Consider the following 26,031-nt stretch of genomic DNA (forward strand, 5'->3'; position numbering starts at 1 on the left):
TACGGTGTAGTCTACGATGTAGATATGGAGCTGATTCAGAGCAAGGGAGCGGTCCTGCACGTCGAGCGATCCGGTCAGGGGCCGGCCTTGGTCCTGATCCCGGGCGGCGGTGGCGACGCAGGCGTGTACGAGGAGGTCGTCCCACTGCTGTCCGGACGGTTCACGGTCATCACGTTCGATCGGCGTGGGAACTCGCGCAGCCGCATGACCGAGCCCGACGGCCCGGTCGACGTGTCCGACCAGGCCGAAGACGTCGTCGCGATCCTGGACCATCACCGGATCGACCGCGCGTTCGTGTTCGGCACCAGTAGTGGGGCGGTCATCGCTCTGGAGCTGCTGAGCCGGCACGCCGACCGGCTCCTGGGGGTCATCGCGCACGAGCCCCCGCTCGTCCAGATAATGCCCGCCGACAGCGCCGAGCGGGGGGCCATGGAGGACATCACCCGGCTGGGACGAGAGAAGGGCACCATGCGGGCGTACGCGGCGTTCGGCGCGATGACGATGGACGATCCGCCGAGGATCTTCCGGTCCGCGTTCGGGCAGGCGATGATCGCCGCCGCCACCCGCTGTGGGCTGGCCGTCGGGTCGGTGCTGCGCGGCATCACCCGGCGCGAGCCGTCGACCATGACGCGCATGCTGGGCAACGCCGATCTCCTCATCGAGCGCGAACTGCCCGCCGTCTGCTTCCGCTACCGGCCCGACCTCGACGCCCTACGCGCGGCCGGTGTCCGCTGGTGCGCGGCCGTCGGCGAGCACAGCACCGGCCGTCCCTACCATCGGCCCGCGCTCGTGCTCGCCGAGCGGCTCGGCGTATCCTGCGAGACGTTCCCCGGCGGCCACACGGTCTACCAGCAGGCTCCGGAGGCATTCACGACCCGGCTCATCACGATCCTGGACCGCTACCGCTCATGACGCCCAAGGGCCGCACCGACGAGACATCGCCGTCCAGGCCTGCCCGGGTGCGCCTCAACCGCGACCACATCGTCTCCGCCGCACTGGCCCTCATCGACGCCGACGGCCTCGCGAAGTTCTCCATGCGCAAGCTCGGCGCCGCGCTCGGCGCCGACCCGATGGCCGTCTACCGTCACTTCACGGACCAGGAGGCGCTCTTCGACGGCATCGCGGAGGCGATCTTCGACGAGCTGGACGCCGCCTCCCTGCCCTGGAACGGCACCTGGCAAGAGCTGGCCTCGCGGTACTGCCACCGTCTCCGGGACGCTCTTCTGCGGCATCCCCACGCCGTCACGATCTTCGCCACCCGACCGGTCCGCTCGCCCGCGTCGATCGACACGGGCGTCGCAATGATCAACCGGCTCGGGGACGCGGGCTTCGCGCCGGACGCCGCCCTCCGGATCGTCCGCTGCCTGCGGGAGTACACCGTCGGGCACGCCCTCAGCGTCGCCGTACTGCGTCTGGGTGCCGGTGCCCGGAGCAGGAGACCCGCCCCGAACGCACCCGACTACAACGCCCTGGCCGAGGCGGCCGACGCCACCGAACCCGACGACCACTTCGACCTCGGCCTCACCGCGATGCTGACCGGCTTCGCCCCCTAGGCACCGAACCAGCGTGCGCACGCGCGCCGCAGGCCGTCGGTGTCCTCACCTGCCCAGGCGACGTACCCGTCCGGCCGTACGAGCACGGCGGGAGCCGGGGGCTCCTCTGTCCGCGCCGTCACGATCTCGATCCGGTCGGCCCACGGCCCTGCCGCGTCTCGTACGTCGGCTCGGTCGTCGAGGTCGAGCAGTAGCGGCCGGCCGCTCCGCGACAGGTCCGCCACGCTCGTCACGGCACCGGCGACGGTCAGGGGCAGGTCCGGGCAGTAGCGGCCGGCGAGCGGATGGTCGACGTCCACCTCGTAGCGGAGGTCGAGATCGGCCATGAGATCGGTGAGCAGGCGGTTCGCCTCGTCGGTCGAGGCCAGGGCGATGAAGATGTCGCGCAGCGCGTCGACCCGCGGGCCGGGGGCCAGCAGCGCCACCTGTGCGCGCGTGTTGTGCAGGACGCGCGCCGCGGCCGGCCGCCGTTCGGTCGTGTAGGTGTCGAGCAGCCCGTCCGGGGCCTGGCCGGACACCTGGGCGGCGAGCTTCCAGCCGAGGTTGACGGCGTCCCCGAGGCCGAGCGCGAGTCCCTGCCCGCCGAACGGCGGATGCACGTGGGCGGCGTCACCGGCCAGCAGCACCCGGCCGGTGCGGTACGTCTCGGCCTGCCGCGTGTTGTCGGTGAACCGGGTGGCGCTGTGCACGGCGGTGACGGTGACGCCGGTGCCTGACAGCCGCCGGAGAGACGCCTGCAGCTCTTCGCGGGTGACCGGCGCGGAGCGGTCGACGGGCGGCCCGTCGAACTCCACGGCCAGAACCCGCTGGGGCATCGGCCCCCGGACCAGCAGCCCGTGCTCGGTCCGGTGCCAGCCGAGCGGGAAGAAGTCCGGGTCGTCGACCTCGACGAGCGCCTGATGACCGGTGATCACTCCATCGTCGCCGGGGAAGGCGAATCCGGTGAGCTTGCGGACCGCGCTGCGCCCTCCGTCGCAGCCGACGAGCCATCCCGCGCGGAGCTCGTACGGCTCCTCGGGTCCCTCGACGGCGATCGTGACGCCGGTGTCGTCCTGGTCGATGCCGGTGAGGGCGTGGCCGCGCCGGACGTCGGCGCCCAGCTCGATCGCGCGTTTCTCGAGGGCGGCCTCGATCACCTGCTGACCGGCGATGATCGGCGCTCCGGCCGGGGTGGTGCCGCCGCGCAGGATCCACATCCCGGCGAAGTGCCCCTTGACGGGCGGTCCCGCCGCGGCGGTCTTCGCCTGCAGGCTGTCGGCGCCGGGCCTGCGGCCGCCCATCATGTCGGCGATCGAGGGCAGGTCGCCCAGCAGCTCCACGACGCCCCGGCGGATGAGGGTGTCGGCGCCCCGGCCGCCGACGGAGCCGGCCTTGAGGGTCGGGTCGGTCTCGGTGCGCCGCTCCAGGACGACGGCGCGCACCCCCTGGAGCCTGAGTTCGCAGGCGAGGAAGAGGCCGATGGGCCCGGCGCCGACGATCACCACGTCGTACGACATCATCACTCCTTAACAGCGTTAAATCCTTAACGATGTTAAGGGTTACTCAAACGGTGTTAAGTTGTCAACGGAGGAGGACGTTCATGGCGCTGGAACGCGAGACGGTGCTCCGCACCGCTCTGCGACTGCTCGACGAGGTCGGCCTGGACGGCCTGTCGCTGCGGCGGCTGGCCAAGGAGCTCGGTGTCCAGGCGCCCGCGCTCTACTGGCACTTCGCGAACAAGCAGGACCTCCTCGACCACCTGACCGTCTTCGCGAGGGATGAGGCCGGGATCGCCATCCGCCCCCCGGAGCCTGGTCGGCCGTGGGACGAATGGCTCGCCGAGGGCATGCGGGTGCAGCGCCGCGGCCTTCTCGCGCACCGCGACGGCGCACGGCTCGCCGCCGGGAACCGGCCGGTACCCGAGTCCTGGCCGCACATCGAGCGCGTGCTGGCGTTCCTGGTCGACGCCGGGTTCAGTCCCGAGGACGCCCTACGCGCCGTGATCGTCCTCGGTCACTACGTCGTCGGGTTCGTGCTGGACGAGCAGAATGACGCCGAGCGCCAGAGCGGCACTCCCGGCGAGTTCGACCCCGAACGGTTCCCGATCATCACCGCTGCCGGACCTGCCGCCCTGGACGGCGACACGCTGTTCGAGTACGGCCTGCAACGAATGCTGGACGGCATGCGCGCGCAGGTTGCGGCGCGTAACGGCTCAGCCGCGGACGGCCCCCGCGACGAGCCACGCGTCGCTCCGGGCCCGCAGGCCCAGGGTGACCAGCCGGGCGGTCATCCAGACGCCCATCGCCAGCCACAGTGACACCAGGCCGCCGCCCAGCGCGTACGCGAGCCACGCCACCGGCAGGAACGCCGCCGTCTGGATCACGCTGGCCACCGCGAGGTACGCCATGTCCCCGGCGCCGATCAGTACGCCGTCGAGTACGAAGACCACTCCGGCGATCGGCTGCAGCAGCGCGACGATGACCAGCGCGCCCAGGAGCTGCGACCGTACGACCGTGTCCCCGGTGAACGCGTCCGGCAGCCAGGGGCGTACGGCGAACAGCGCGAGCGCGAACACCACCCCGCAGGCCACGCCCCACTCGACCATCCGGCGGGTCGCGGCGCGGGCGCCCGCCACGTCGCCCGCACCGAGCTGGCGGCCGGTGATCGCCTGCCCGGCGATCGCGATCGCGTCCAGCGCGAACGCCATGAGCGTCCAGATGTTCGCCGCGATCTGGTGGGCGGCGATCTGCGGGTCGCCGAGGCGTGCGGCGACCATCGTCGCGATGACGAGGACGACGCGCAGGCTGAGCGTCCGGATCAGCAGGCCCACACCGGCCGTCGCGGACGCCCGCAGACCGCGCAGGTCCGGACGCAGCGGCGCGCCGTACGTCCGCGCGCCGCGCACGACCATGACGACGTACGCGGCGGCTCCACCGGTCTGGGCCAGCACGGTGCCCCAGGCCGATCCCGCGATCCCCCACCCCAGCCCCAGGACGAACAGGGCGTTGAGCCCGGCGTTGACGGCGAACATCCCCACCGACACGAACAGCGGCGTCCTGGTGTCCTGCATGCCGCGCAGCACCCCGGTCCCGGCCAGCACGATCAGCATCGCCGGCACCCCGAGCAGGCTGACGTTGACGTACGTCTCCGCCTGCGGCGTGATCACCGTCGACGCACCGAACGCGCGGACCACCGCCGGGACGAGCGGCCGCCCGGCGACGATGAGCGCGACCCCGATGAGGACGGCGAGCCAGAGGCCGTCGATGCCCTGACGTACGGCGGCCCGGTGGTTCCCGGCGCCGATCTGGCGGGAGACGGAGGCGGTGGTCCCGTACGCGAGGAACACGCACAGGTTGACCAGCGTGCCGAGGATCTGCCCGGCCACCCCGAGTGCGCCGAGGGAGCCGGTGCCGAGGCGGCCGACGATCGCCGAGTCGGTGAGGAGGAACAGCGGCTCGGCGACGAGCGCGCCGAAGGCCGGAACCGCGAGACGGAGAATCTCCCGGTCGTGGGGGTGCCGGAACATCATGATGTGCCACTGTAACCGACAAATGTTAGTTGACACTTACTTTGTCCTGTGGGTGACCCTGTGGATGACCGCCGCCAAAACTTTCTCCCGCCCACAGGTGGTGGACGGAGTATTCCCAGCTCAGAACCGCTTTTCGGTAGGGCGATCTGATCATCCACAAGTTATCCACAGGTGATGTGCACAGCTGGATCGGCGTGTATGCACAGGCAGTCCACAACACCCTCCACAGATCGTTTTGCCATCCCTCCCGTACGGGCCGCAGACTGTCAGACCCGGGGGGTAGACGTGGAACACGTGAGCGACTGAGGCGGTTGGGGGTGCCGGAATGAGCGTCACCGAGATGCCGTCACACGAGCAGGAGTTCGAGCGCACGCCGCCGCACGATGTCGCCGCGGAGCAGTGCGTCCTGGGCAGCATGCTGCTGTCCCAGACGGCCATCGCCGAGGTCATCGAGATGGTGCAGAGCCGCGACTTCTACCGGCCCGCCCACCAGACCGTCTTCGAGCGGGTTCTCGACCTGTACGGCCGGGGCGACCCGGTCGACGCCATCACGGTCAAGGACGAGCTGCTCAAACGCGGTGAGCTCAGCCGCATCGGCGACGCCCCCTACCTCCACACGCTCGTCGCCTCGGTGCCCACGGCGGCCAATGCCGGCTACTACGCCAAGATCGTCCAGGAGAAGGCCGTCCTGCGGCGGCTCGTCGAGGTCGGCACCCGCATCGCCCAGCTCGGATACAGCACCGACGGCGCCGACGCCGACGCCCTTCTCGATCGTGCGCAGGCCGAGGTCTACGCCATCGCCGACAAACGGTCCGGCGAGGACTACGCACCGCTCAGCGACATCATGCCCGGGGCCCTCGACGAGATCGAGGCGATCGGCAGCCGCGGCGGCCAGATGGTCGGCGTCCCCACCGGCTTCACCGACCTGGACGCCCTGACCAACGGCCTCCACTCCGGCCAAATGATCATCATCGCCGCCCGGCCCGCCATCGGCAAAAGCACCCTTGCTCTCGATTTGGCCCGAGCTGCGGCGATTAAGCATCAATTGGCGACGGTTGTCTTCTCCCTGGAGATGGGGCGCAACGAGATCACCATGCGCCTGCTGTCCGCCGAGGCGCGGGTCGCGCTGCACGCCATGCGGTCCGGCTCGATGAACGACGAGGACTGGACCCGCCTGGCCCGGCGGATGAGCGAGGTCGCCGAGGCGCCACTGTTCATCGACGACTCGCCCAACATGTCGATGATGGAGATCCGAGCCAAGTGCCGGCGGCTCAAGCAGCAGCACGACCTGCGCTTGGTCATCATCGACTACCTGCAGCTGATGCAGTCCGGCAAGCGGGTGGAGAGCCGCCAGGTCGAGGTCTCGGAGTTCTCCCGGTCGCTGAAGCTTCTCGCCAAGGAGCTCGAGGTCCCGGTCATCGCGCTCTCCCAGCTCAACCGTGGCCCGGAGCAGCGAACGGACAAGAAGCCCATGGTGTCCGACCTGCGTGAATCTGGGAGCATCGAGCAGGATGCGGACATGGTCATCCTGCTGCACCGCGAGGACGCCTACGAGAAGGAGTCCCCGCGGGCGGGCGAGGCCGACCTGATCGTGGCTAAGCACCGTAACGGCCCCACCGCGACGGTGACCGTCGCCTTCCAGGGGCACTACAGCCGCTTCGTCGACATGGCCCACTGACGCCCCGACCTGGTGTAGGACCCGGAAATAAGCGAGTAAATCCGCGTGATCACGAGCACTGAATGAGCAAATCCGGGCCTGGGCCGGTGGACGCCTCGGGGTGACGCTAATGGCACCCGGTTGATCAGCCAGGCCCGCCGCAAGTCCGAGGGTGAACTGGGGCGGTGGTCTTCACCTCACAGCCGGGATTCCAGGGCCGCCGCGAACTCCAGTATCTGCCGAGCTCGGAGGGCGGTCCGTGCCATCATGGCATCCGGCCACGGAGCCTCCGCAAAAACCCGTTGGCGGACCACGGCGACCACTGCTACATTCCCGGTGGCCGTGCGAGACAACGAGGAGGTGGTACCCATGAACGTATCGACATGGGTGCTCCCCTCTGGGGTCACGGTCGGGCGATAGGTCGTCCGGGAGCGCCGTTCAAGAGCACTCCCGAAAGGCACGACCGTGCAATTCACTTCTGAACAGCGCCTCGATGACGGTGTCCTGGAACGCGAATTCACCCTCGGCGAGATCCCCGGCATCCTGTGGACGCCTGCCTCCGCATCCGCACCGGTCCCGCTGATCCTGCTCGGCCCCGCCCAGCTCGGACTGCGCAAGATGTACCCCCGGCTGGTGGCGCGGGCCCGGCGCGCTGCGGCGGATGGCTTCGCTGCGGCCACCATCGAGCTCCCCGGGAGCGGTGACCGGCCCCGTTCGGCCGCCGCCGAGCAGGCTCGCGCCGACCTGCGCCGGGCTATGGAGGCCGGCGAGCCGGTCAGCGACGAGATCATCGACGCCCTCATCCTCCCGCTCGTCGACAAGGCGGTCCCGGAATGGCAGGCCGCCCTGGACGCCCTCCTGTCGCTGCCCGAGATCGGCGGCCCGGTCGGGTACTCGGGGGGAGTGATCTCCATCGGCATCCGGCTTGCGGTGGTCGAGCCGCGCATCGTGGCCGCCGGCTTCTTCGCCGGGAGTTTTGTGCCTCGCACCATGTTCGAGGAGGCCCGACAACTCACCATTCCGCTGCATGTCCTGCTGCAGTGGGATGACGAAGGGAACGACCGGCAGGCGGCCCTGGACCTGTTCGACGCCTTCGGCTCCAAGGAGAAAACGCTGCACGCCAACATGGGCGGGCACACCGGCGTCCCGCAGTTCGCAGGGGAGGACGCGGCCGGGTTCTTCGCCCGGCATCTGCGCTAGCCGCGGGCCGGGGCCCCGCCGCCAGGCCGGCAGCAGGCGGTAGGCGGCGCCGGCCAGAACGCCGCTCATCGAGGACAGGCCCCGGCCCTCCTCGATGGCGGTGGCCGGCAGATGCACAACCGCCCCGATCGCGGCGGTACCGGCCGTCGGCGGTACCGGCCGGTCGGGGCGGCGCCCGGCCACCACCGCCTCCATCAGCTGGCCCATGCTGCGGGCGAACCGGTAAGGGCCGCTTATCCGGATGCTCTCGGGAGAGCCTGATGCCGGGGTTCCCTCCCGCGCACGCGTCGGATCGCGATGACGACCGGCTCCCTACCGGCTAGGTGTCGGCGCTGTAACGGCGGGCGGAGGCGTTGATCAGGGCGAGCCTGCGCAGGGCGAGCAGGAGCGGTTCGATGAGGATCGTGCCCAGGACGATGTAGCGGACGAGGGCGGCGTCCGCGTCGTCGGGGACGCTGGCGACCTCCTCGTCGGCCAGGGCCTGCATCACGTGCGCGTAGTCCAGTACCGCCTGGTGGTCCAGCGGGAAGTCCGCCGCGTCGATCGCCGCCAGCGCCTGCGCCAGCCGGCTGGTCGGCCCCGGCTCGGTGATTTTCAGGTCCCAGCCCATGTCGGCGATGACCGCTTCAGCCCGCGTGGTGTCCTCAGGCTCCTCGCCGAGTGGGGCGAGCAACTGGTCGACCTGTTCGAGGAGCTGGTGAGTCGAGGTAGGCCGATCTCGCCGGTCGAGCACCTCAAGGATGCTCCGGGTGGTCGCCAGGCTCAGGCCCCCGGCGCCGGTCAGCGCGCGGATGAGGCGGAGCCTGTCGAGGTGGCTCTGTTCGTACTGCGCCTGGGTCGCCGAGGTCCGCCTGCCCTCCGGCAGCAACCTCATGCGCAGGTAGTACTTGACCGTATCCACCGGAACGCCGGCGCTTTTGCTCAGCTCGGAGATCCTCACTCGGCACCTCTTGAAATTAGAGAGTTCCACTCCCTAATATTGGGGAGTGTAGGTATCCAATCTAAGTGTCGCTCGGGAGACCGTCGACCCGGGCCTCGCGGGAGGAACCCGACATGGCACCCCTCATCGTCCTCATCACCGTCACCCTCGCCGTCCGAGTCGCGGGAATGGCAGGCGCGCGGCGTCTGCGCCCCTGGCCTGTGGCTCTGCGCGCGGGCCTGGCCGCCATGTTCGTCCTGACCGGCACGGCGCACTTCGTCGGGATGCGCGCGGAGCTGATCCGTATGGTCCCCTCGGCGTTGCCCAGGCCAGACCTGCTCGTCAGCCTCTCCGGCGTCCTCGAGCTGGCGGGCGCGGCCGGGCTGCTGGTCCGGCGCACCGCGCCGCTCGCGGCCGCCTGCCTGACCTTGCTGCTGGTCGCACTGTTCCCGGCCAACGTCTACGCGGCCGTCGAACACATCACCACCGCCCCCGAGGACGCGCTGCTGCCCAGGACGCTGATGCAACTCCTCTTCCTGGCCGCGACCTCCACAGTCGCCGTCAGCTACCGCAGAAACGCCCCAGGCGGGCAGACCGCAGCACCGTCCCCGTTGAGCGCCATTGGTCCTGCACGAGGGCCAGCCCGGAGTATGGAGCATCGGCCAACGCCATGACCAGGCGCAAGGCGTCCACGCTGCCAAGGTCGGTGTCGCGGCCGACCCCCCACCCGGCCGGGCCATGTCCGCCCCGAACACGGGTGAGGTCCGCTCCCGCCGTTACCTCAGCGGGCCGCTGAATATGGCGAATGGCTCGCTTTTGAAAGAATCCGGTGGCATCGATCCCACCGCGATGGTGGCGGAGGCCGAGTACGCGTGCCGTTCGACCGGCCGGCCCGGCAGGGGTGCGGGGAACGCGCACCGGCTGCCCTACTCGGCGCGGAGGGCGGATGCGGTTCGGGCCCGTGCTGCCCAGCCGGCCGGGCCGAGCGCTCCGGTGACCGCGATGATCAGGCCGGCCAGCGCGAGAAGGGTAAGTTCCCACGGTGCGTAGACCGAGATCAGTGACGGTGGGTACCCGGAGCTCGCGGCGTGCGCCATCACCGGCACCACGGCATGGTGCAGGAGGACTCCGGCGGGGACTCCGACGATTCCGGCGACCAGGCCGACGCTGGAGACGGAGCACACCACCATGACGAGGGTCTGCCGCGGCGTCATGCCGATCGCCTTGTACACGCCGATGTCGTGAGCTCGCTCGCGGATCTGCAGCGCCACGGTGTTCAGTACGCCGAGGCCGGCGACCACGGTGATCAGGATCGTCAGCATCGTGATCAAGGTGAGCACGGCGAGGAACTGCGTGGTCGAAGCCTGGGAAGAGGCGGCGCGGTAGGAGTGGCCGAGCGCCGCCGACACGTTGTTGGCGTACGCCTGCGCGCTGGTGCCGGGCCGGAGGGCCACGTCGAAGTACTGCGGCTGCGCACCCGGGTCGAAACGGGAGAGCGTGGCCGGGCTCAGGTACAGCTCGGGCCGACTGCCGGTCTTGAACACCTCGCCCACGATCTGGACCGTCAGCCGGTGCCGGCCGGAGATCAGTGTGTACGTCGACCCGACCGAGGTGCCGGTGTCGGTGAGGAACAGTGTGTTCACGTCCACCTCCGCGGCTCCCGAGGAGGTGGAGTACCAGCGGCCGGAGATCAGCGGAATCCCGCTCAAGGACGGGGTGCCGCCGTAGGCGATGGCGGCCGCCTTCTGCGCCGCGCCGGGCACGCTGAACCTGTCGTCGGTCTCGGTCATGTAGTACCGCGTTCCGGCCTGTGCTTTCAGCGCCGTCTCGACGGCGTGCTGCTGCCCGTCGCTCAGGGAGGGGGCCTGGCCGCCTGCGCGGCCCGACACCTGCACCGGCATGCGCGAGTAGGGCGAGTCGTCGCCGACCCGGATCAGCGTCGACCCCAGCCCGATGCCGAACGTCACAGCCGCGGCGCCGAACACGATGACCACCCAGGTCGTCACCGTCCGCGCGGGCCGGGCGGCCGGTGCGGCCAGGCCGAGCGTGATCGACCGGGGGAGTGACCGCAGCCGCGCCGCGGCCCGGTGCGCGAAGAAGCCGCGGACCGGCCGGGGGGCACGGCCGGTGGCGATCGCCTGGATGGCGCTCATCCGGCCCGCCCGCAGCGCGGGAAGGACCCCGCCGACCGCGGTCAGGGCGAGTGCCGCCAGCGGAACCAGGACGTCGACCCACAGCGGGACGCTCAGCGTCCCCACCTGATAGACGTGCGCGTTCACCTCGAGCATGGGTATCGCCAGCAGGTTCCCGACCACGACCCCGATGGCGCAGCCGACCATCGCCGGAACCAGCACCAGCAGCGCGTACGAGGCGACCACCTGAACCGGGCTGAAGCCGATCGCCTTGAGCACGCCGATGCGGGTGGTTCCGGCGATCACCGCGCCGGCCACCACGTTCACCACGATCAGCACCGAGATCACCAGCGCGATCACGCCGAACGCGATGATGAACGGCACCCACGGCTGAATCCCGGCCTGTTCCGCCTGCCGAACGTCCAGATAGGACGTGCTGCCGAGCACCGCGCCGCTCGGCAGCGCCGACCGTACCGAGGTGATGTCGGCGGCGACCGCGGACTGCGACTCCGCGCGGGTGAACCGGTAGAGCAGCTGAGCCTCCCCGGTTCCCCCCACGCTCCGGAGCGAGGCGATCTGGGACGGCGTCACCCAGCCGGCGGCGGTGTGGGTGATCGAGTTCGCGGTACCGACCACGGTCAGCGTCTGTGCGCCGATGGTGAGAGTCGACCCGGTGAACACCCCGTTGCCTCGGTCGACGACGATCTGCCCGTCGCCGTCCGGCCAGTGGCCGTCGAGCAGCGTGATGTCGTCCACCGGGCCGCTCGGGGCGGACCGGCCGACGATCCGGAGCGGCGTCGTCGACGAGCCGGGTACTCCGGGAACCGTGACCCGCGCGTTCACCTCGACCTCGCCGAACGGGCCGGACGCAGCCGTCACACCCGAGAGCCGGGACGTCGCGGCAAGCCGGCCGGAATCGGCGACGGAGGTGTTCACGGTGACGGTGATGTGGGCGCCGTTCTGTTTTGCGAACGCGCGGTCGAACGCGCCGTGCGCGTTGGCGAGCAGGCCCAGCGCGACCGTCGAGGTCGCGGTGGCCGACAGCATGACGACACCGATGATCAGTGCCTGCAGGCGGCGTCCGCGCAGGCCACTGAGGGCCGTGCGGAGGACCGCGGTCATCGCTGGACCCCCACGCCGGGCGCGCCCACGGGACCTGCCGGGTCGGCCGAGTCCGACGTGATCCGGCCGTCGGCGACAGAGATCACCCGGCTCGCGTACCTGGCGGCCAGCTCTGGGTTGTGGGTGACCAGGATCAGCGTCTGCCCGGTCGAGTTCAGATCCAGCAGCAGTTCGCCGATCTCCTCTCCGGCCCTGGTGTCCACCGCACCGGTCGGCTCGTCGGCGAGCAGCAGCGCGGGCCGGTTGATCAGGGCCCGCGCGATCGCCACACGCTGCCGCTCACCGCCGGACAGCCGCGCCGGGTAGGCGTCGCGGCGGTGGTTCAGCCGGAGCCGGTCCAGCAGTTGGTCGGCCCGCTGCCGCGCGGCGTCCGACCGGCCCCCGGCGAGCTGGGCGGGCAGCAGGATGTTGTCCATGACGGTCATGTCGTCGAGCAGGTTGAAGAACTGAAAGATCATGCCGACCTGGCGCCGCCGGTACCTGGCGGCGGCGGTCTCGTTCATCTTGTCCACGCGGTCCCGGCCGACCTGCACCGTGCCGGTGGTCGGCCGGTCCATCGCCGCTATCAGGTTGAGCAGCGTCGACTTTCCGCTCCCGGACGGCCCCATGATCGCGACCGCTTCGCCGGCATGCACCGCCAAGTCGACGTCCGCGACCGCCGGCGCCACCGCGTTGTCGTACCGTTTGGTCACGCCGTCCAACCGGATCAACTCTGTGCCGGTGGCAGGCACGCTCTGTTGTCTCATGGGTTCCTCTCTGGATGGCGGACGCGGATCTGGGCGACGTAGCCGTCTTCGATGGCGGGGTCGGCCCGTACCGCGCCGGGTTCGGGTGGTCCGGTCGCGATGAGCCGGTGGCTCGTCAGCGGATCGCCTGGCACGACGGTGACCGCCGGCAGTCGGGCGGCGGATGCCCGGCTGCCTGTGTGAGGCACCGGACGAACAGGTGTGAGCGCCCGGCTGAATGGCCGTCAACTGCGAGCACGTGCCCACTTTGGCCATGCGGGGCCCGTCACGGTATCGGCTGGAAGTCTGCTTCCTGCGCGGCCCGGATTCGTACTTTCGACCGACATGGCCGCGGTGGCGTGCGGCCGTAACCTGGCGGCATGGACGTGCTCAAGCCCCTGGTCCGGCGGGCCGGGACAGGCGCCGAAGTAGCGCTGGGCGTGGCAATGGCCATGGTGATCGCCCTCAACGCACTGCTGATCGCCAAAGCCAGCGAGGATTGGCCGTTCAGTCTCGGTGTCGGCATCGTGATCTGCGCGACCGCCCTGCTACGCGGACGGAACCGGACACTGGCGGCGGTGACCGGTCTTTCCCTGTTCGCCGCAGCCGGACTCGCGGTCGCGCGGGGGGCCATCCCTCCGGGACCGCTGTTCGGCGGCGGGCTCGTCGGCCTGCTCGTACTCGGCGCCGCGGCCGTCCGAACGCTGCCGCCGCGCCGCGCCGCCATCGTCGGCGTTGCCGGCACGCTCGTGATCGGGGTAAGTGAGACCGCCGGGCCCCACGGCTTGTTCGACAACCGGGTCTATTGGGCGCTGGCCGGAGCCACCCTGTGGTCTGCCGCGCTGGCCGTCGGCCTCTATCTCCGCTATCTCGACTTCCTCCACCATGAGACGCTGGCGACCGTACGGCACGTGGAGCGCCTTGAGCTGGCCAGGGAACTGCACGACGTGGTCGCCCACCACGTCACCGGCATGGTCGTCCAGGCCCAGGCTGCCCGGTTCGCCGGAAACGACCACGCTGAGACGCTACGGTCCGCGCTGGGCAACATCGAGACCGCCGGCACCGACACGTTGACCGCGATCCGGCAGCTTGTCGGGCTGCTGCGCGATCCGGACGACATGAGCAGTGTCGCGCCGACGCCCGAACCGATCAGCAAGCTCGTGGAGCGATTCGCCGAACACGGCCCAGCCGTCGATCTACGGCTCCCCCCGGGCATACCAACCTCCGCCTGGCCGCCTGAGGTGGCCAGCACCATCTACCGGGTCGTGCAGGAAGCGCTGACCAACATCGCCCGCCACGCTTCCGGCGCCCGCTCAGTCACCGTCACCGTCACGCACGACCCCCAGCAGGTCAGTGTCGAGGTGACCGACAACGCCCCCACCACAGCCTCCCGACACTCCCGCCCAGGAGGCGGCTACGGGCTCGTCGGGATGCGAGAGCGCGTCGAGGCGCTCGGCGGCAGGCTTCGCGCGGGGCCGCTGCCCGAAGCGGGCTGGGCGGTCCAGGCCAGCCTGCCCCTCCCCGCGCCGGGTCGGCCGTGACCCTACGGGTTCTGCTGGCCGACGATCAGGCCATGGTCCGCAGCGGCTTCCGGCTGATCCTCGAAAGCCAGCCCGGCATCACCGTGGCCGCAGAGGCCGCAGACGGCATCCAGGCCGTGGCCCTCGCCCAGGAACTCCGCCCGGACGTATGCCTCGTCGACATCCGCATGCCAGGTCTGGATGGCATCGAGGTCACCCGCGCGCTGGCCGGCCCAGGCGTCGCCGACCCGCTCCGCGTCGTGATCGTTACCACCTTCGACACCGACGAGTACGTCTACGGCGCGCTGCGTGCCGGCGCGGTGGGCTTCCTGCTCAAAGACGCCGGACCCGCACTCCTCATCGAAGCCGCCCGCGCCGCCGGCGTCGGCGACGCCCTGATCTCCCCGTCAGTCACCGTCCGCCTCCTCCGTCGGCTCGCATCCACCCGGCACCCGGACGCCGGAGCCGGGAACCGGCTCTCGGAACGAGAACTCGACATCGCCCGCCGCGTCGCCAAGGGACGCACCAACCAGGAAATCGCCGCCGAACTGTTCATCTCGCTCAGCACGGTGAAGACCCATATCACCCGGATCCAGAACAAACTCGACGTCCGCAACCGCGTAGAAATCGCCGCTTGGTGGTGGGAAAACCGAATCATGGACCAATAGGTGTACGGGCTCAGCAGGTGTTTCGGTAGGGGATTTCGGGGATGTGGGTTTTCCAGACTGTTTTAGGCAGCGGGCCGAACTGGGCGCAGAGGGCGGCCTTGATCTTGCCGGGGGCGACCAGGTGGGTGCGGAGGCGGCCGGCGGTGTCGGTGGCGAGGACGGCCGATCCGTCCGGGGTGAAGGCCACCCGCGCGATCATGCCGGTACCGTTGTACTTCTCGGGGAGGAAGAATCCGTTGAGCGGGCCGCCGAGCGCCTGTCTTCGGGTGAGGTCCCACAGCCGGATCTGGTTCGTCGTCTGATCCGCCACGGCCAGGATGCGCCCATCGGGAGAGAAGGCCGACGGCGCCTCCGGAGAGCCGCTGAGGGTGGTGTCGTCCACCCGCCGCAGCGACCTTCCGTCCCAGAGCGAGATCTTGTGGTCGGCTTCGTTCGCCGCCGCGACGAGTCCGTTCTTGTTCACGGCCTCGGGTGTGCCGACCGCGAAGTCGGGGGCGGTCAGCCGCCTGCCGGTGGCGACGTCGACGACCCCCTGGTCCGGGGCGGACACCACCGTCCGGCCGTGGCCGCTGAAGAGGATCCGGACGCCGAGGGTCTGGAAATCCGCCTGAAGACCGTCCTGACCTCCTGCGGGTGGTTGCCCGGTGGACGCGGCGCGACGGGTTCTCGACGCGATGTCCCACAGTTCGAGCAGGCTCGCCTTCCTGTCGCCGGAGGTGAGAAGGGCCAGCGTCCTGTTGTCGGGAGAGAACGCGACCTGAACGAGATCGTCGGAGGCTTCGTTTTCCAGGTTCTGGTGCGTCGCCAGGGTGGCCTTCCTGGTCGCGGAGAGGACGTCCCAGATTTCGATGTCCCCGTTCGGATGGGCCACCGCCAAGAGCCGGCCGTCCGTGGACAGCTCATCCGCCAAGACGCGGTCCTTGGACGGCAGCGCTTTCCGCCGCACCCGTTTGAGCGGATCCCAGATCTCCACCACGGGCGAGACGCCATCGCTCGTTGCGATGGTCGAACCGTCCCGGCTCAGTATCGGATCGTTGCCCGGATTGAAGAGGTCGACCGGGTCGCGAATCGCGCCGAGGGACAGCACGGTCACGACGCCCTCGAAGTTGACGCAGCGTAGCGTTCGGCCCCCCGGCCCGAAGGTGTAGGAGCGGCACCCGGGGCTGGAGTACTTGAAGATCGGCTTGTCCTGGCCGGGCGTCCAGCCCGGGTAGCCCCAGGCGTCCCAGACCGTGCCCTGGACCGCCACGTACCGGCTGTCCGGGCTGAAGGTCGGGCGTCCATCGGATTCCGCCGTCTGGAACCCCATTGCCTGCGGGGTCGGCCGGTCGAAGGGCCCGACCCACAGCTCATCGCCCTGGCGCAGGGCGATGAGCCTGCCGTCGGGGCTGAGCGCCATGTTCGAGATCGCCTTCGTGCCGGGGATCAGCCGCAGAGTACGCGCCCTTCGTCCCGTGTCGAGGTCCCACAGGTCCACCGCGGTCCCGTGGGTGGTGACCAGGTACTTCTCGTCGGGTGTGGTCTCCGCGTCCCCAACGGGGTAGGGGATCTTCAACAGCCGTTTTCCGGACGCGGTGTCCCACACGCTCGTGCCGTCGGATTCGCCGACCAGCAGCCGCCTTCCGTGCCTGTCGAGCTCCGGGAGCGGGTTGGGGGTACGGACCGTCGCCGGGAGTTGCCGGCCGGTCATCGCGTCGTAGGTCGCGATCGTGTTGTCCTGCCGGACCAGCGACAGGACCCTGCCGTCCGAGCTGAGCGACGCGACGGAGGCGGTGACAGAGGAGAACCTGGTGTCCATGGGCTTGCCCGAGAACCGGAACGACGACCGCACCGTGCGCGCGTCGACATCGGCGAGCTTCACCTCGTTGCCGCGGATGTAGGCCCGCAGATGCCCGGTCGCGTCCCCGGTCGAGTACCAGGTCCTGTCGACCCCCGAGGGCCGGTAGGTGTACTGCTCCGGCTGGTCGTACACGGTCAGCAGCGCGTTCCGGGCCTCGTAGCCGTCGGGCGACAGGCTCGCCGCGGCCACCGCAAGTTGCTTGGCGGTGATCGGATCGGTGCTGCGCATCCCGGCGGCGAGGCCCGCGACCCGGGCGCCGACGGCCTGGTCGCGCTGTCGGGCGACGGTACGGCCCCGGGCGATCGCGACGGTGGCCGTCGTCGCAGCGACGACCAGCAGGACCGCCAGTGCCGCGCTCGCCACGGTACGGTTTCGGCTCCTGCGCCGGGCGGCTCGTACGGAGTGGTCGAGGAAGGCGCGTTCGAGCAGGTTGAGCGTGAGGTGCGGACGGCCGGCCACCGCCTGGGTGAGGGCCTCGTCCAGCGGCGTGCCCAGCAGCAGATCTCCGCTTTTTCGGCCGTGGTCGTGCCAGCGCCGCGCACTGTCGGCGAGCCGGTGATGAGCGTCCAGGGCGTCGCGTTCGTCCGCCACCCACCGGCGCAGCGGGGGCCAGGCGCGTACCAGCGCCGGCGTGGCGAGCGCGAACACCTCATCGTCGCGTACCAGCAGCCCGGCCTCACCCAACGCGTCGAGGACCTGCCGTACGGTCCGCTCACCGGTCTCGGCGTCGATGAACTCCTCGACGGCGACCCGGCGGAGCAGGCGGTCGGCGTCCGAGGCTGCGTTGATCATCCGCAGCAGCACACGCGGCACCACGGCCTTCGCATCCGGATCAAGCCCGGCGTACGCCTCCTCGGCCTCCTCCGCCAGGGACGGAGGGACGGAGGTCGCCGGTAGAGCCCCCGCGGCCCGTTCGCCCGCCTCCAGCGAAGAGTCCCCGGCCTCGCCACCGATCAGGCCCTCCAGCAGCTCCATGGCGCTGGGGCGTCGCTGTGGGCTCCGGGACAGCGCCCGCCCGACCAGGGACCGCAGCGGCTCCGGCAGCACGGCAAGGTCGGGCTCATGGTGAAGGATCTGGTGGGTCAGCGCCGGAATGTTCCCCGCGTCCTCGTCGAACGGCGGCCGGCCCGTCGCCGCGAACAACGCGACCGCACCCCACGCCCACACGTCAACGGCGGGTGAGGCGCGCTCCCCCTGGAACAGCTCCGGAGCCATCCACCGCGGAGTGCCCTTCAACTGCCCAGTGGCGCTCCGCGTCATCTCCTCGGTACGCGCGATACCGAAATCGATGACACGCGGGCCATCGGGCCCCAACAGCACATTCGCCGGTTTTAGATCGCGATGCGTCACCCCCGCGTGATGGATCGACGCCAACGCGGTCGCAATGCCGATCGCCAGTCGGACCAGCTCACCGGGACCATACGGCCCGTTCTGCTCCACCCAGGTATGCAGGTCCGGGCCCGGCACGTACTCGCTGACCAGATACGGCGGCACATCATCAAGACCGACTTCGATGATCCGCGCCGTGCAGTACGGCGCCACCCGCCCGAGCGCCTCCACCTCCCGGCCCAACTGATCACGGAAGGTGCCACTGACCAGATCACCATGCAACGCCTTGACCGCCACTCGGCCACCAGCGGCGTCATATCCCTCATAAACGACACCCTGGCCGCCCGAGCCGAGCCGCCTCGCCAACCAGTACGAACCAAGCTGCTGAGGATCACCTGAGACCAGAGGGTCAGCCATCACCAAGCCCGCTCACGAGGTCGCGACCGTCAACCGCGTAGACGCAGCCGGACACCCACCAGTTCCAACCGATATCACGAGCCTGGACCACCAGGTAGACGGCTTGCGAGTGCTCACAGGTTCCCGGAACCTACAAGGCGTGCCGGTCCGCGGCGAAGAAGGACGTCAGCAGTGGCAGCAGCGCGTGCGGGCGGTCCAGCGGGATGATGTGGCCGCAGTCCTCGATGAGCCGCCCGGTGAGGTCGTCGGCGATGGGTCGCAGCTGCCGTTCGAGGGCGTTTCCCACGGGTTGCGCGCCGATGGCCATCGTGGGCACGGTGAGGCGGCGAGAGCCGACGGCGTCTTGGATCTGCCGGGCGCTGGTGGGTGCGGCTCGGTAGTAGGAGAAGGCACAGCGCAGGGCATCGCGTCCGGTGTAGGCGCTGACGAAGGCGTCTCGGATCTCGCGTGGCACACCACGGCCATGGGTGCCGGTGGTGAGGAACCAGTCGATGTAGTCCGTCTCGTGTCCGGTCAAGACCGTCTCGGCGAGGTCTGGAATCGAGTGGAAGCCGAACCACCACGGCGGACCATTGACAAGGAAGTCCTCGGCGCCGGGCAATTTGCCCAGCAACGACTCCATGAGGACGAGCCGCCGTACGCGGGCGGGGTGCCGCATGGCGAACAGGAATGCCGGAGGGGCGCCTGCGTCGATACCGACCACCGCCGCCGATGGTTCTCCCAGAGCGGTGAGGAGTTCTTCGGCGTCGGTCGCGAGGGTGCCGGCGTCGTATCCGCCCACCGCTCTCGTGGTGGCGCCGAGTCCTCGCAGGTCCGGGGCGATGACGCGGTGATGCCGGGCGAGGCCGGCGATGACCTCGGTCCACAGCCGCCAGGTGTGCGGGAAGCCATGGAGCAGTAGGACGGCGGGCCCGTTCCCGGCGATCGCCACGTTGATCTCGATGCCGTTTGCTGCGACCCGGTGTAGGGAGATCTCGGCCATGGATTGGCCGGGGGTGGGCGTCGGGGCTGTGCCGGGCATGATGTCTCCCTGCGGTTACCAATCGTGACAAGCAGAGGTTAGGTAACCTCCTCTGTATGGCCAAGACCGCACTTTCGCGACAGGTGGTGAGCTGCGGGTGACCTCCCCTCCAGCCGGTACGGCGAAGGGGACGCGGGGCGACCTCTTCGATCCCGAGTGTCCGACCCGTCGCTTGCTCGATCGCATCGGCACGAAATGGACGTCCATGGCCGTCAAGGTCCTCGCGGAGGCCGCCCCGCATGAAGTGCGCTTCGCCGAGCTTCGGCGGCGGATGCCCGGCGTCTCGCAGAAGATGCTTTCGGTGACCTTGCAGAGTCTGACTCGCGACGGCCTGGTCGCCCGTCGAGTGGAGCCGACCGTACCGCCCCGGGTGCACTATCGGCTCACCGACCTGGGCTTGTCACTCGAGGCCGCGCTCGCCACTGTCCGGGCCTGGGCCGAGGAGCACATGGCCGAGGTCGACCGCGCCAACGAGATCAACAACGCCCAGGCCGACGGTGCCGACGAGTAGGGACACCGCGGTGCGCCTATGCGACCACGTCGTCATCCGGCGGTGAGGGCGATGTTGATGAGCACCCCGACGATGACGACGATCAGCAGGATCCACGGCCATACCGGGCGTTCCTTCGGCGGTGCCCACTCGGCGCGGTCAGGGCGGCCGTCCGTGTTCTTCTCTTCGTTCACAGTGACTCCTTCGGGTGGGATCGCAGGGCGATTCGGGCCGGGATGAGGATGGAGAGGGTTCCGAGTACGGACGCACCGCCCGCGATCGCCGCGTACAGCAACGGCGGGAGGTACGGCATGGGGTTGCCGGTGAGGCCGTAGCTGATCGTGGCCAGGGGCAGCAGTGGCACGGCGGTCCCGATGACGATGGCGATCACGGCGACCAGCACGGCTTCGGCGCGCATCATCTGCATGACCTGGCGGCGGGTGGTGCCGATGAGGCGGAGCAGCGCGAATTCGCGGGTTCGTCCGGTGACCGCGAGGGCGAGGGCGTTCGTGACGGCCACGGCGATGTAGCCGAAGACCATCAGCAGGGGCAGTGCGCTGGTGAGGATGGTGCCGTCCTGCTGTGATCGCTGCGCCGCTGCGATGTCATCACGGTCCTGGACCGTGAGGCCGGGGTAGCGGCGTTCGAGTTCGCCGAGTGAGGCGTCGGCGCGTGCGCGGACCAGGATGGCCTCGTCGGTCCGGCCGGTGGTGTGGGGCAGCAGGTCCTGGTGGGGCAGGGTGATGTCGCCGAAGCCCGCTCCGCGGCGGTAGACGGCGATGACGCGCGGGGTGATGGGTGAGCCGTCGCCGAGGTAGAGCCGGACGGTGGAGCCGACGTGGGCGCCGAGGGTGCCTGCGGCGGCTCGGCTGATCGCGACCGTTCCGCTGGTGAGGTCACCGAGTTTCCCGGACTGAACGCCGAGGTCGAGCGTGCGGTCGAGTCCCCGCGTGTCGATGCCCTGCGCTTGGTATTCGAAGACTTCCGGGTCGCCCAGCATGGTGATCGCCGCGTAGATGGTGGAGTGGACGACCGGCGTGGCGGCCAGTACGCCGGGGGTGTTCCGGGCCGCCTCGACGGCATCCCCGGGCACGCCTCCCCTACGCGCGAGGGTCCGGTCGGCGAGGAGCCCGTGGATCGCGTCCCGATGGGCGGCGGCGGCCATGGTCGTGGGCAGGCCGAGTTGGATGAGGGCGAAGCCGACGATGAGGATCAGCGGTGAGATCGCCGCCGCCAGCCGTCTCGACGAGGCCCGCGCGCCGGCCACCGCGAGGTGGCCGGGCGTGCCGAATGAGCGCCGCAGCGGTCCGGCCAGCACCCGTGTCGTGGCCCTGACGACGTGCGGGCCGAGCAGGGTCACGGCGATGACCATGATCAGCCCGCCCGAGCCGGCACCCGCGACCGCGAAGACGCTTCCGAAGAACAGCGGGAGCAGGGAGGCGGCGCCGCCGGCCAGCAGGAGCCCGAGACCGGCCACGACACGGGCACCACCGATGGCGCGCTGCTCCAGCGCGGCCTCACCGAGCGCCTCAATGGGGCGGACGCGCACGGCTCGGCGGATCACGGTCCACGCGGCCAGTTCGGCGACGCCGACGCAGGTCACCAGCGCGACGAGGACGGGCAGCGGGCCGGCCGAGAACGCGAAGTCGGCGGGGATCACCCCGACGGCTCCCAGAGCGCCCTTCAACAGGAACGCCACGGCGACACCGGGAACCCAGCCGAGCGCCGCCGCGAGGAGCGACACGACGAGAACCTCCGCGGCGATCATCTTGCTGACCTGCCGTGGGGTGGCCGCGATGGCGCGCAGCAACGCGATCTCGCGTCGCCGCCGATGGAAGGTGAGGGTGAGCGTGCTCGCGACGACCAGCACCGTGACCAAGATGATCATGCCGGTGAGCGCTCCGGCCATCTCCTGAAGGTCGCTGCGGGCCTGCCGTACGTCTTGGAACTCGATGCGGCTGCGCGCCGCTCCGGTGGCGACCGTGACACGGGTGCCGCGCAGGGCCTTGCCGATGCGTTTCGCGAGGGCGCCGGTGTCGGTACGCGGCGCGGTCAGCACGCCGATGGCGTCGACGGTTCCGGGCCGGGCGGCGATCCGTTCGGCCTCCGGGTCGGCGAAGAACAGGGCCGGGCTCCGGTCCGCGCCACGTGATCTGGCGACGCCGCTCACCTGGTAGGTCGCCGGTGCGCTGCCGGCCATGACCTGGATCCGGTCACCGGAGGTCACGCGCGCCCGGCGGGCGAGAACCGCGTCGAGCACGATCTCGCCGACGGCGGTGGGCGGGCGTCCGGAGGCCAGCGCGACGGGAGTCAGGGCCGCGGAGGCCCACCCGTGCCCCAGTGACCCGTCCCCGGCGGTGACGGGTTCACCGTGCCGGTCGATCACCTCGGCGGGGAAGCTCACGTCCCCGATCGCCGTGCGTACGCCTCGGACATGCGCCACCCGGTCCACGAGAGCGGCGGGCAGCGTGGCCCGCTCGGTCAGCGGCTTGTGCTTCGTCTTGCCGTTCCGCGTCACTGCGACGTTCGCCGGTCCACCGACGACGACCGCCGCGCCCGCGTACCGCTGAGGTGCGACACCGGCGCTCAGCCCCGACTGCAGGATGATCCCGCAGGCGGTGATCAGGGCCGATGCGCCGAGCAGGGCGACGAACGTGCCCATGAGCCCGCCGCGGTGCGCCCGGATCATCTTCCAGGCCAGCACGGTCACCACTCCCCGAGACGGGTCATCGCCGTCGCCACGCGTTCGGGAGTCGGCGCGTCCAGGTGCCCGGCCAGCCGTCCGTCGGCCAGGAACACGACACGCCGGGCGTAGGACGCGGCGACCGGATCGTGGGTCACCATCACCACGGTCTGGCCGAGCGCGTCCACAAGGTGTCGTAGGAGAGTGAGGACCTGGCGCCCGGACCGGGTGTCCAGCGCGCCGGTGGGCTCGTCGGCGAAGACCACGTCCGGTCTGGTGATCAGCGCCCGGGCGATCGCGACGCGCTGCCGTTGGCCGCCGGACAGCTCCGCGGGACGGTGACGGCGCCGGTCGGTCAGCCCGACCCGCTCAAGGATCTCCGCCAGCCACCGCCGGTCGGTGAGCCGGTCCGCCAGCCTCAGTGGAAGCGTGATGTTGTCGGCGACGTCGAGCGCCTCGATCAGGTTGTAGGCCTGGAAGATGAAGCCGATCCGTTCCCGGCGCAACGCGGTCAGCCCGGTCTCGTCCAGGTCCGACAGGTCGGTCTCGCCCAGCAGGACCTCACCGGCGGTAGGACGGTCGAGGCCCGCGGCGCAGTTGAGGAACGTGCTCTTGCCCGATCCCGACGGCCCCATGATCGCGATGAAGTCGCCGCGCGCGACGGCGTACGTGACGCCCGCCAGAGCGGTGACGGCTCCGTCGCCGCGGCCATAGATCTTTCGAACGTCCCGCATCCGTACGGCGGCCATGGCGTCCTCGTGCATCGGCATCGCCGACGCATCGCCCATTGGAACTTCGCTCATCTGCGTGAACGTACGGTCCGGCCAATGGGCCCGGACAGCCCGTGGACGGGTGTCTTCGGGGTGCGGCGCGTGGGGGCTCCGATGGTGGAGTCGGCACCACCCTGGGCGCGGCGGCGAGAATGAACCCGTGATCAGTACTGAGGACGGGCGGCGGCCGACCTCATGGTGGCCGGTGACCGCGGCGTCCATCCGATCCACGATGCGGTACCTGTTCGTCGGCCTCGGGACCGGCCTGCTGGCGCTGTTCGCCCTGATCGGACTCCTGCTGGTCGGGGCGTTGTCGCTGATCGGTATCGGCCTGCCGGCGCTGCCCGCGGCCGTGGCCGGGGTGCGGCGCCTGGCCGGGACCGAACGGCGCCGCGCCTCCGCGTTCCTGGACACGCCCCTGCCCGATCACTATCGGAGCGTGGAGGGCGGCTACGCGGCACGTCTGCGAAGCGTGCTGGGCGATCCCGCGACAGGCCGCGACCTGGCCTGGCTCGCGATCCACGGCCTCACCGGTACGGTCGGCGGCTACCTCGCGCTTGGTCTGCCACTCGCCGCACTCAACGCCGCGACCATGCCGCTGTGGTGGTGGGCGGTCCCGGGCAGCCCACCGTCCGTCATCGGGCTCCCGGTCGACTCGTGGCCGGCGGCGTTGACCACGCCGTTCGTCGCCGTCGGCTACGCCGCCCTCGGCCTGGTCGTCCTGCCGCGGCTCGCCCGCCTCGACGCGCGGATCAGCCGGGCCCTGCTGCGGCCCACCGACCGGATGCGGCTGAGCGAACGGGTCACCGAACTCACCGCCATGCGGGCGGCGGCGCTGGAGGCGCACGCCGCCGAACTCCGGCGTCTCGAGCGCGACCTGCACGATGGAACACAGAACCGTCTGGTGGCCGTCGTGATGCAACTCGGCATCCTCGAGCGGGCACTGGAGTCCGCGCCGGAGAACCAGCGTGGGCTCGCGTCACGAGCCCAGGACGCCGCCAATGACGCGCTGACGCACATGCGCCAGGTCGTCCGTGCCATCTATCCGCCCATCCTCGACGAACGCGGCCTGGACGGCGCCGTCGCGGCGCTGGCCGCACACTGCCCGATCCCGTGCGTGCTGGAGACCACCGACGTTCCCCGTGCCCCGGCCGCCGTGGAGGCGGCGGCATACTTTTCGATCGCCGAGGCGCTGACCAACGTCGCCAAGCACAGCGGCGCCCGGCAGGCCGTCGTACGGCTGACCGGACGCGACCGGACACTGGTCATCGAGGTGACCGACGACGGCCGCGGCGGCGCCGACGAGCACGGCGGCAGCGGGCTCGCCGGCATCCGCCGACGGGTCGCCGCTCTCGAGGGCCGTACCGAACTCCTCAGCCCGCCCGGCGGGCCGACCGCACTACGAGTGGAGCTGCCATGCGGGTCGTGATCACCGAGGATGACGCACTGCTGCGCGAAGGCCTGGTCCTGCTGCTGCGGACCGAGGGCATCGACGTGGCCGCCGCCGTCGACAACGCCGACGACCTGCTGGCCGCCATCGCCGATGACCGCCCCGACGCGCTCGTCATGGACGTACGCCTGCCGCCGACCCATCGCGACGAAGGGCTGCGCGCCGCGGTGGAAGCGCGCCGGATCCATCCGGGCCTTCCGGTGCTCGTGCTGTCCGCGCACGTCGAGGACAGCCATGCCGTCGACCTCCTGTCCGACGGCGGCGCCGGCGTCGGCTACCTCCTCAAGGAACGAGTCGGCAAGGTGGCCGAGTTCGTCGACGCGCTACGCCGGGTCGCCGGCGGCGGCACCGTGATGGACCCCGAGGTGATCGCCCAGCTGCTGGTCCGCCGGAAGGCCGACGATCCGCTGCGCACTCTCACCCCACGTGAGCGCGAGGTGCTGTCTCTCATGGCCGAAGGACACGCCAACGCGGAGATCGCCGAGCACCTCTCCATCAGCCATGGCTCGGTGAACAAGCACATCGGCAACATCTTCGACAAGCTCGGCCTGCACCCCGACGGCAGCGGCCACCGCCGCGTCCTCGCCGTCCTGGCCCATCTCAGTACAGGCCCATGACCCGGTCCACCATGATCTCGATCACGACCAGGCCGGAGGGAGCGGGCGGTGGCGCCCCGTAGCGGTCGGCGTATCGGCGTACGCCGTCGGCCAGCCGCCGCGGATCGTCGGACACGGTCGCCGAGCCCTCGAGCGTGATCCAGCGGGGGCCGACCACCTGGCAGATCGCGGCGCGGCCTGCGGGGTCGGCGATGAGGTTCGCGGCCTTGCGGCGCGACGCGACCGTCATGACCCGTACGGTGGCGCCGTCCCAGGTGAACCGTACGGGTGCGACGTGCGGCGTGCCGTCGGGGCGAACGGTCGTCAGTGTGCCCACGTGCGGCTCGGCGAGGAATGCCTTGGCGGAGGAGGGCAACGGCGGGGGTGTGGTGCTCCGGCGCCGGGTCCCGCGAGCGGTCATGGACGTTCCT

General features: G+C 70.5%; 23 protein-coding genes. 11 read left to right on the forward strand and 12 right to left on the reverse strand.

The features are described from left to right. Positions 1-24: 24 nt before the first annotated feature. On the forward strand, positions 25-912 hold the full coding sequence (locus AB0I04_RS11430; RefSeq protein WP_360882211.1) for an alpha/beta hydrolase: 888 nt from the start codon (positions 25-27) through the stop codon (positions 910-912). Further along, positions 909-1,553: a TetR/AcrR family transcriptional regulator C-terminal domain-containing protein gene (locus AB0I04_RS11435; RefSeq protein ID WP_360882213.1), complete on the forward strand. Its 645-nt coding sequence runs from the start codon at positions 909-911 to the stop codon at positions 1,551-1,553. The genes AB0I04_RS11430 and AB0I04_RS11435 overlap by 4 nt, the downstream gene beginning before the upstream one ends. Here AB0I04_RS11435 and AB0I04_RS11440 read toward each other — a convergent pair. Further along, positions 1,550-3,049 carry an FAD-dependent monooxygenase gene (locus AB0I04_RS11440; protein ID WP_360882215.1) on the reverse strand — a complete coding sequence of 500 codons (1,500 nt, stop codon included), beginning with the start codon at positions 3,047-3,049 and terminating at the stop codon, positions 1,550-1,552. The genes AB0I04_RS11435 and AB0I04_RS11440 overlap by 4 nt on opposite strands. An 83-nt stretch (positions 3,050-3,132) precedes the next feature. Between AB0I04_RS11440 and AB0I04_RS11445 the strand changes: the two genes are divergently transcribed. Then, on the forward strand, positions 3,133-3,849 hold the full coding sequence (locus tag AB0I04_RS11445) for a TetR/AcrR family transcriptional regulator C-terminal domain-containing protein (protein ID WP_360882217.1): 717 nt from the start codon (positions 3,133-3,135) through the stop codon (positions 3,847-3,849). On the opposite strand, the gene AB0I04_RS11450 is transcribed toward AB0I04_RS11445, so the two are convergent. Beyond that, the gene (locus AB0I04_RS11450; protein ID WP_360882219.1) at positions 3,745-5,061 is read right to left on the reverse strand and encodes an MATE family efflux transporter; all 1,317 of its coding nucleotides are present in this window, start codon (positions 5,059-5,061) and stop codon (positions 3,745-3,747) included. The two genes, AB0I04_RS11445 and AB0I04_RS11450, sit on opposite strands and share 105 nt — an antisense overlap. A gap of 325 nt (positions 5,062-5,386) precedes the next feature. Between AB0I04_RS11450 and dnaB the strand changes: the two genes are divergently transcribed. Next, positions 5,387-6,739, forward strand: a complete 1,353-nt coding sequence (gene dnaB, locus AB0I04_RS11455; RefSeq protein ID WP_360882221.1) for a replicative DNA helicase — start codon at positions 5,387-5,389, stop codon at positions 6,737-6,739. A 444-nt stretch (positions 6,740-7,183) separates the two neighbouring features. Next, a complete protein-coding gene (locus AB0I04_RS11460) occupies positions 7,184-7,918 on the forward strand; it encodes an alpha/beta hydrolase (protein WP_360882223.1) in 735 nt (244 codons plus the stop codon). Positions 7,919-8,237: 319 nt separating this feature from the next. Here AB0I04_RS11460 and AB0I04_RS11465 read toward each other — a convergent pair whose 3' ends face one another. Continuing rightward, a complete protein-coding gene (locus AB0I04_RS11465; protein WP_360882225.1) occupies positions 8,238-8,858 on the reverse strand; it encodes a MerR family transcriptional regulator in 621 nt (206 codons plus the stop codon). 113 nt (positions 8,859-8,971) lie between these two features. On the opposite strand from AB0I04_RS11465, the gene AB0I04_RS11470 reads away from it, so the two are divergent. Next, positions 8,972-9,511 (forward strand): hypothetical protein, encoded by a 540-nt coding sequence (locus AB0I04_RS11470; protein WP_360882227.1) that lies wholly within the window; start codon positions 8,972-8,974, stop codon positions 9,509-9,511. 252 nt (positions 9,512-9,763) lie between these two features. Here AB0I04_RS11470 and AB0I04_RS11475 read toward each other — a convergent pair whose 3' ends face one another. The 3 genes from AB0I04_RS11475 to AB0I04_RS11485 are packed head-to-tail and all read right to left on the reverse strand — an operon-like array spanning position 9,764 to position 13,025. Next, entirely contained in the window at positions 9,764-12,091 is a 2,328-nt protein-coding gene (locus AB0I04_RS11475) for an FtsX-like permease family protein (protein WP_360882229.1), read from the reverse strand. Beyond that, positions 12,088-12,783 (reverse strand): ABC transporter ATP-binding protein, encoded by a 696-nt coding sequence (locus tag AB0I04_RS11480; RefSeq protein WP_360882231.1) that lies wholly within the window; start codon positions 12,781-12,783, stop codon positions 12,088-12,090. The genes AB0I04_RS11475 and AB0I04_RS11480 overlap by 4 nt, the downstream gene beginning before the upstream one ends. Positions 12,784-12,833: 50 nt before the next feature. After that, complete coding sequence (locus AB0I04_RS11485) at positions 12,834-13,025, reverse strand: hypothetical protein (protein ID WP_360882233.1); 192 nt, start codon at positions 13,023-13,025, stop codon at positions 12,834-12,836. 171 nt (positions 13,026-13,196) lie between these two features. Between AB0I04_RS11485 and AB0I04_RS11490 the strand changes: the two genes are divergently transcribed. Together AB0I04_RS11490 and AB0I04_RS11495 are read left to right on the forward strand one after the other, a co-directional pair. Then, positions 13,197-14,357, forward strand: coding sequence for a histidine kinase (locus AB0I04_RS11490; RefSeq protein WP_360882235.1), 1,161 nt, complete (start codon positions 13,197-13,199; stop codon positions 14,355-14,357). Next, a complete protein-coding gene (locus AB0I04_RS11495; protein ID WP_360882237.1) occupies positions 14,354-15,004 on the forward strand; it encodes a response regulator transcription factor in 651 nt (216 codons plus the stop codon). The genes AB0I04_RS11490 and AB0I04_RS11495 overlap by 4 nt, the downstream gene beginning before the upstream one ends. A 10-nt stretch (positions 15,005-15,014) precedes the next feature. Here AB0I04_RS11495 and AB0I04_RS11500 read toward each other — a convergent pair whose 3' ends face one another. Both AB0I04_RS11500 and AB0I04_RS11505 read right to left on the reverse strand, forming a co-directional pair. Continuing rightward, positions 15,015-18,590 carry a WD40 repeat domain-containing serine/threonine-protein kinase gene (locus tag AB0I04_RS11500; RefSeq protein ID WP_360882239.1) on the reverse strand — a complete coding sequence of 1,192 codons (3,576 nt, stop codon included), beginning with the start codon at positions 18,588-18,590 and terminating at the stop codon, positions 15,015-15,017. A gap of 130 nt (positions 18,591-18,720) precedes the next feature. Further along, entirely contained in the window at positions 18,721-19,611 is an 891-nt protein-coding gene (locus tag AB0I04_RS11505) for an alpha/beta hydrolase (protein ID WP_360882241.1), read from the reverse strand. Positions 19,612-19,783: 172 nt separating this feature from the next. On the opposite strand from AB0I04_RS11505, the gene AB0I04_RS11510 reads away from it, so the two are divergent. Then, the gene (locus AB0I04_RS11510; protein ID WP_360882243.1) at positions 19,784-20,122 is read left to right on the forward strand and encodes a helix-turn-helix domain-containing protein; all 339 of its coding nucleotides are present in this window, start codon (positions 19,784-19,786) and stop codon (positions 20,120-20,122) included. A 32-nt stretch (positions 20,123-20,154) separates the two neighbouring features. On the opposite strand, the gene AB0I04_RS11515 is transcribed toward AB0I04_RS11510, so the two are convergent. From AB0I04_RS11515 to AB0I04_RS11525, 3 genes are read right to left on the reverse strand one after another with little or no spacing between them, the layout of a single operon-like run. Then, on the reverse strand, positions 20,155-20,295 hold the full coding sequence (locus AB0I04_RS11515; protein WP_360882244.1) for a hypothetical protein: 141 nt from the start codon (positions 20,293-20,295) through the stop codon (positions 20,155-20,157). Next, positions 20,292-22,811 carry an ABC transporter permease gene (locus AB0I04_RS11520; protein WP_360882246.1) on the reverse strand — a complete coding sequence of 840 codons (2,520 nt, stop codon included), beginning with the start codon at positions 22,809-22,811 and terminating at the stop codon, positions 20,292-20,294. The genes AB0I04_RS11515 and AB0I04_RS11520 overlap by 4 nt, the downstream gene beginning before the upstream one ends. After that, positions 22,808-23,587: an ABC transporter ATP-binding protein gene (locus AB0I04_RS11525; RefSeq protein WP_360882248.1), complete on the reverse strand. Its 780-nt coding sequence runs from the start codon at positions 23,585-23,587 to the stop codon at positions 22,808-22,810. Before AB0I04_RS11525 ends, AB0I04_RS11520 begins: the two co-directional genes overlap by 4 nt. A 127-nt stretch (positions 23,588-23,714) precedes the next feature. On the opposite strand from AB0I04_RS11525, the gene AB0I04_RS11530 reads away from it, so the two are divergent. Continuing rightward, entirely contained in the window at positions 23,715-24,983 is a 1,269-nt protein-coding gene (locus AB0I04_RS11530; protein WP_360882250.1) for a sensor domain-containing protein, read from the forward strand. Then, positions 24,971-25,621: a response regulator transcription factor gene (locus tag AB0I04_RS11535; RefSeq protein WP_360882252.1), complete on the forward strand. Its 651-nt coding sequence runs from the start codon at positions 24,971-24,973 to the stop codon at positions 25,619-25,621. The genes AB0I04_RS11530 and AB0I04_RS11535 overlap by 13 nt, the downstream gene beginning before the upstream one ends. Here AB0I04_RS11535 and AB0I04_RS11540 read toward each other — a convergent pair. Then, entirely contained in the window at positions 25,605-26,021 is a 417-nt protein-coding gene (locus tag AB0I04_RS11540; RefSeq protein ID WP_360882254.1) for a TIGR03618 family F420-dependent PPOX class oxidoreductase, read from the reverse strand. The two genes, AB0I04_RS11535 and AB0I04_RS11540, sit on opposite strands and share 17 nt — an antisense overlap. Positions 26,022-26,031 lie beyond the last annotated feature (10 nt).

This window comes from Actinoallomurus sp. NPDC050550, assembly GCF_040655075.1.
Taxonomy (GTDB): Bacteria; Actinomycetota; Actinomycetes; order Streptosporangiales; family Streptosporangiaceae; genus Actinoallomurus.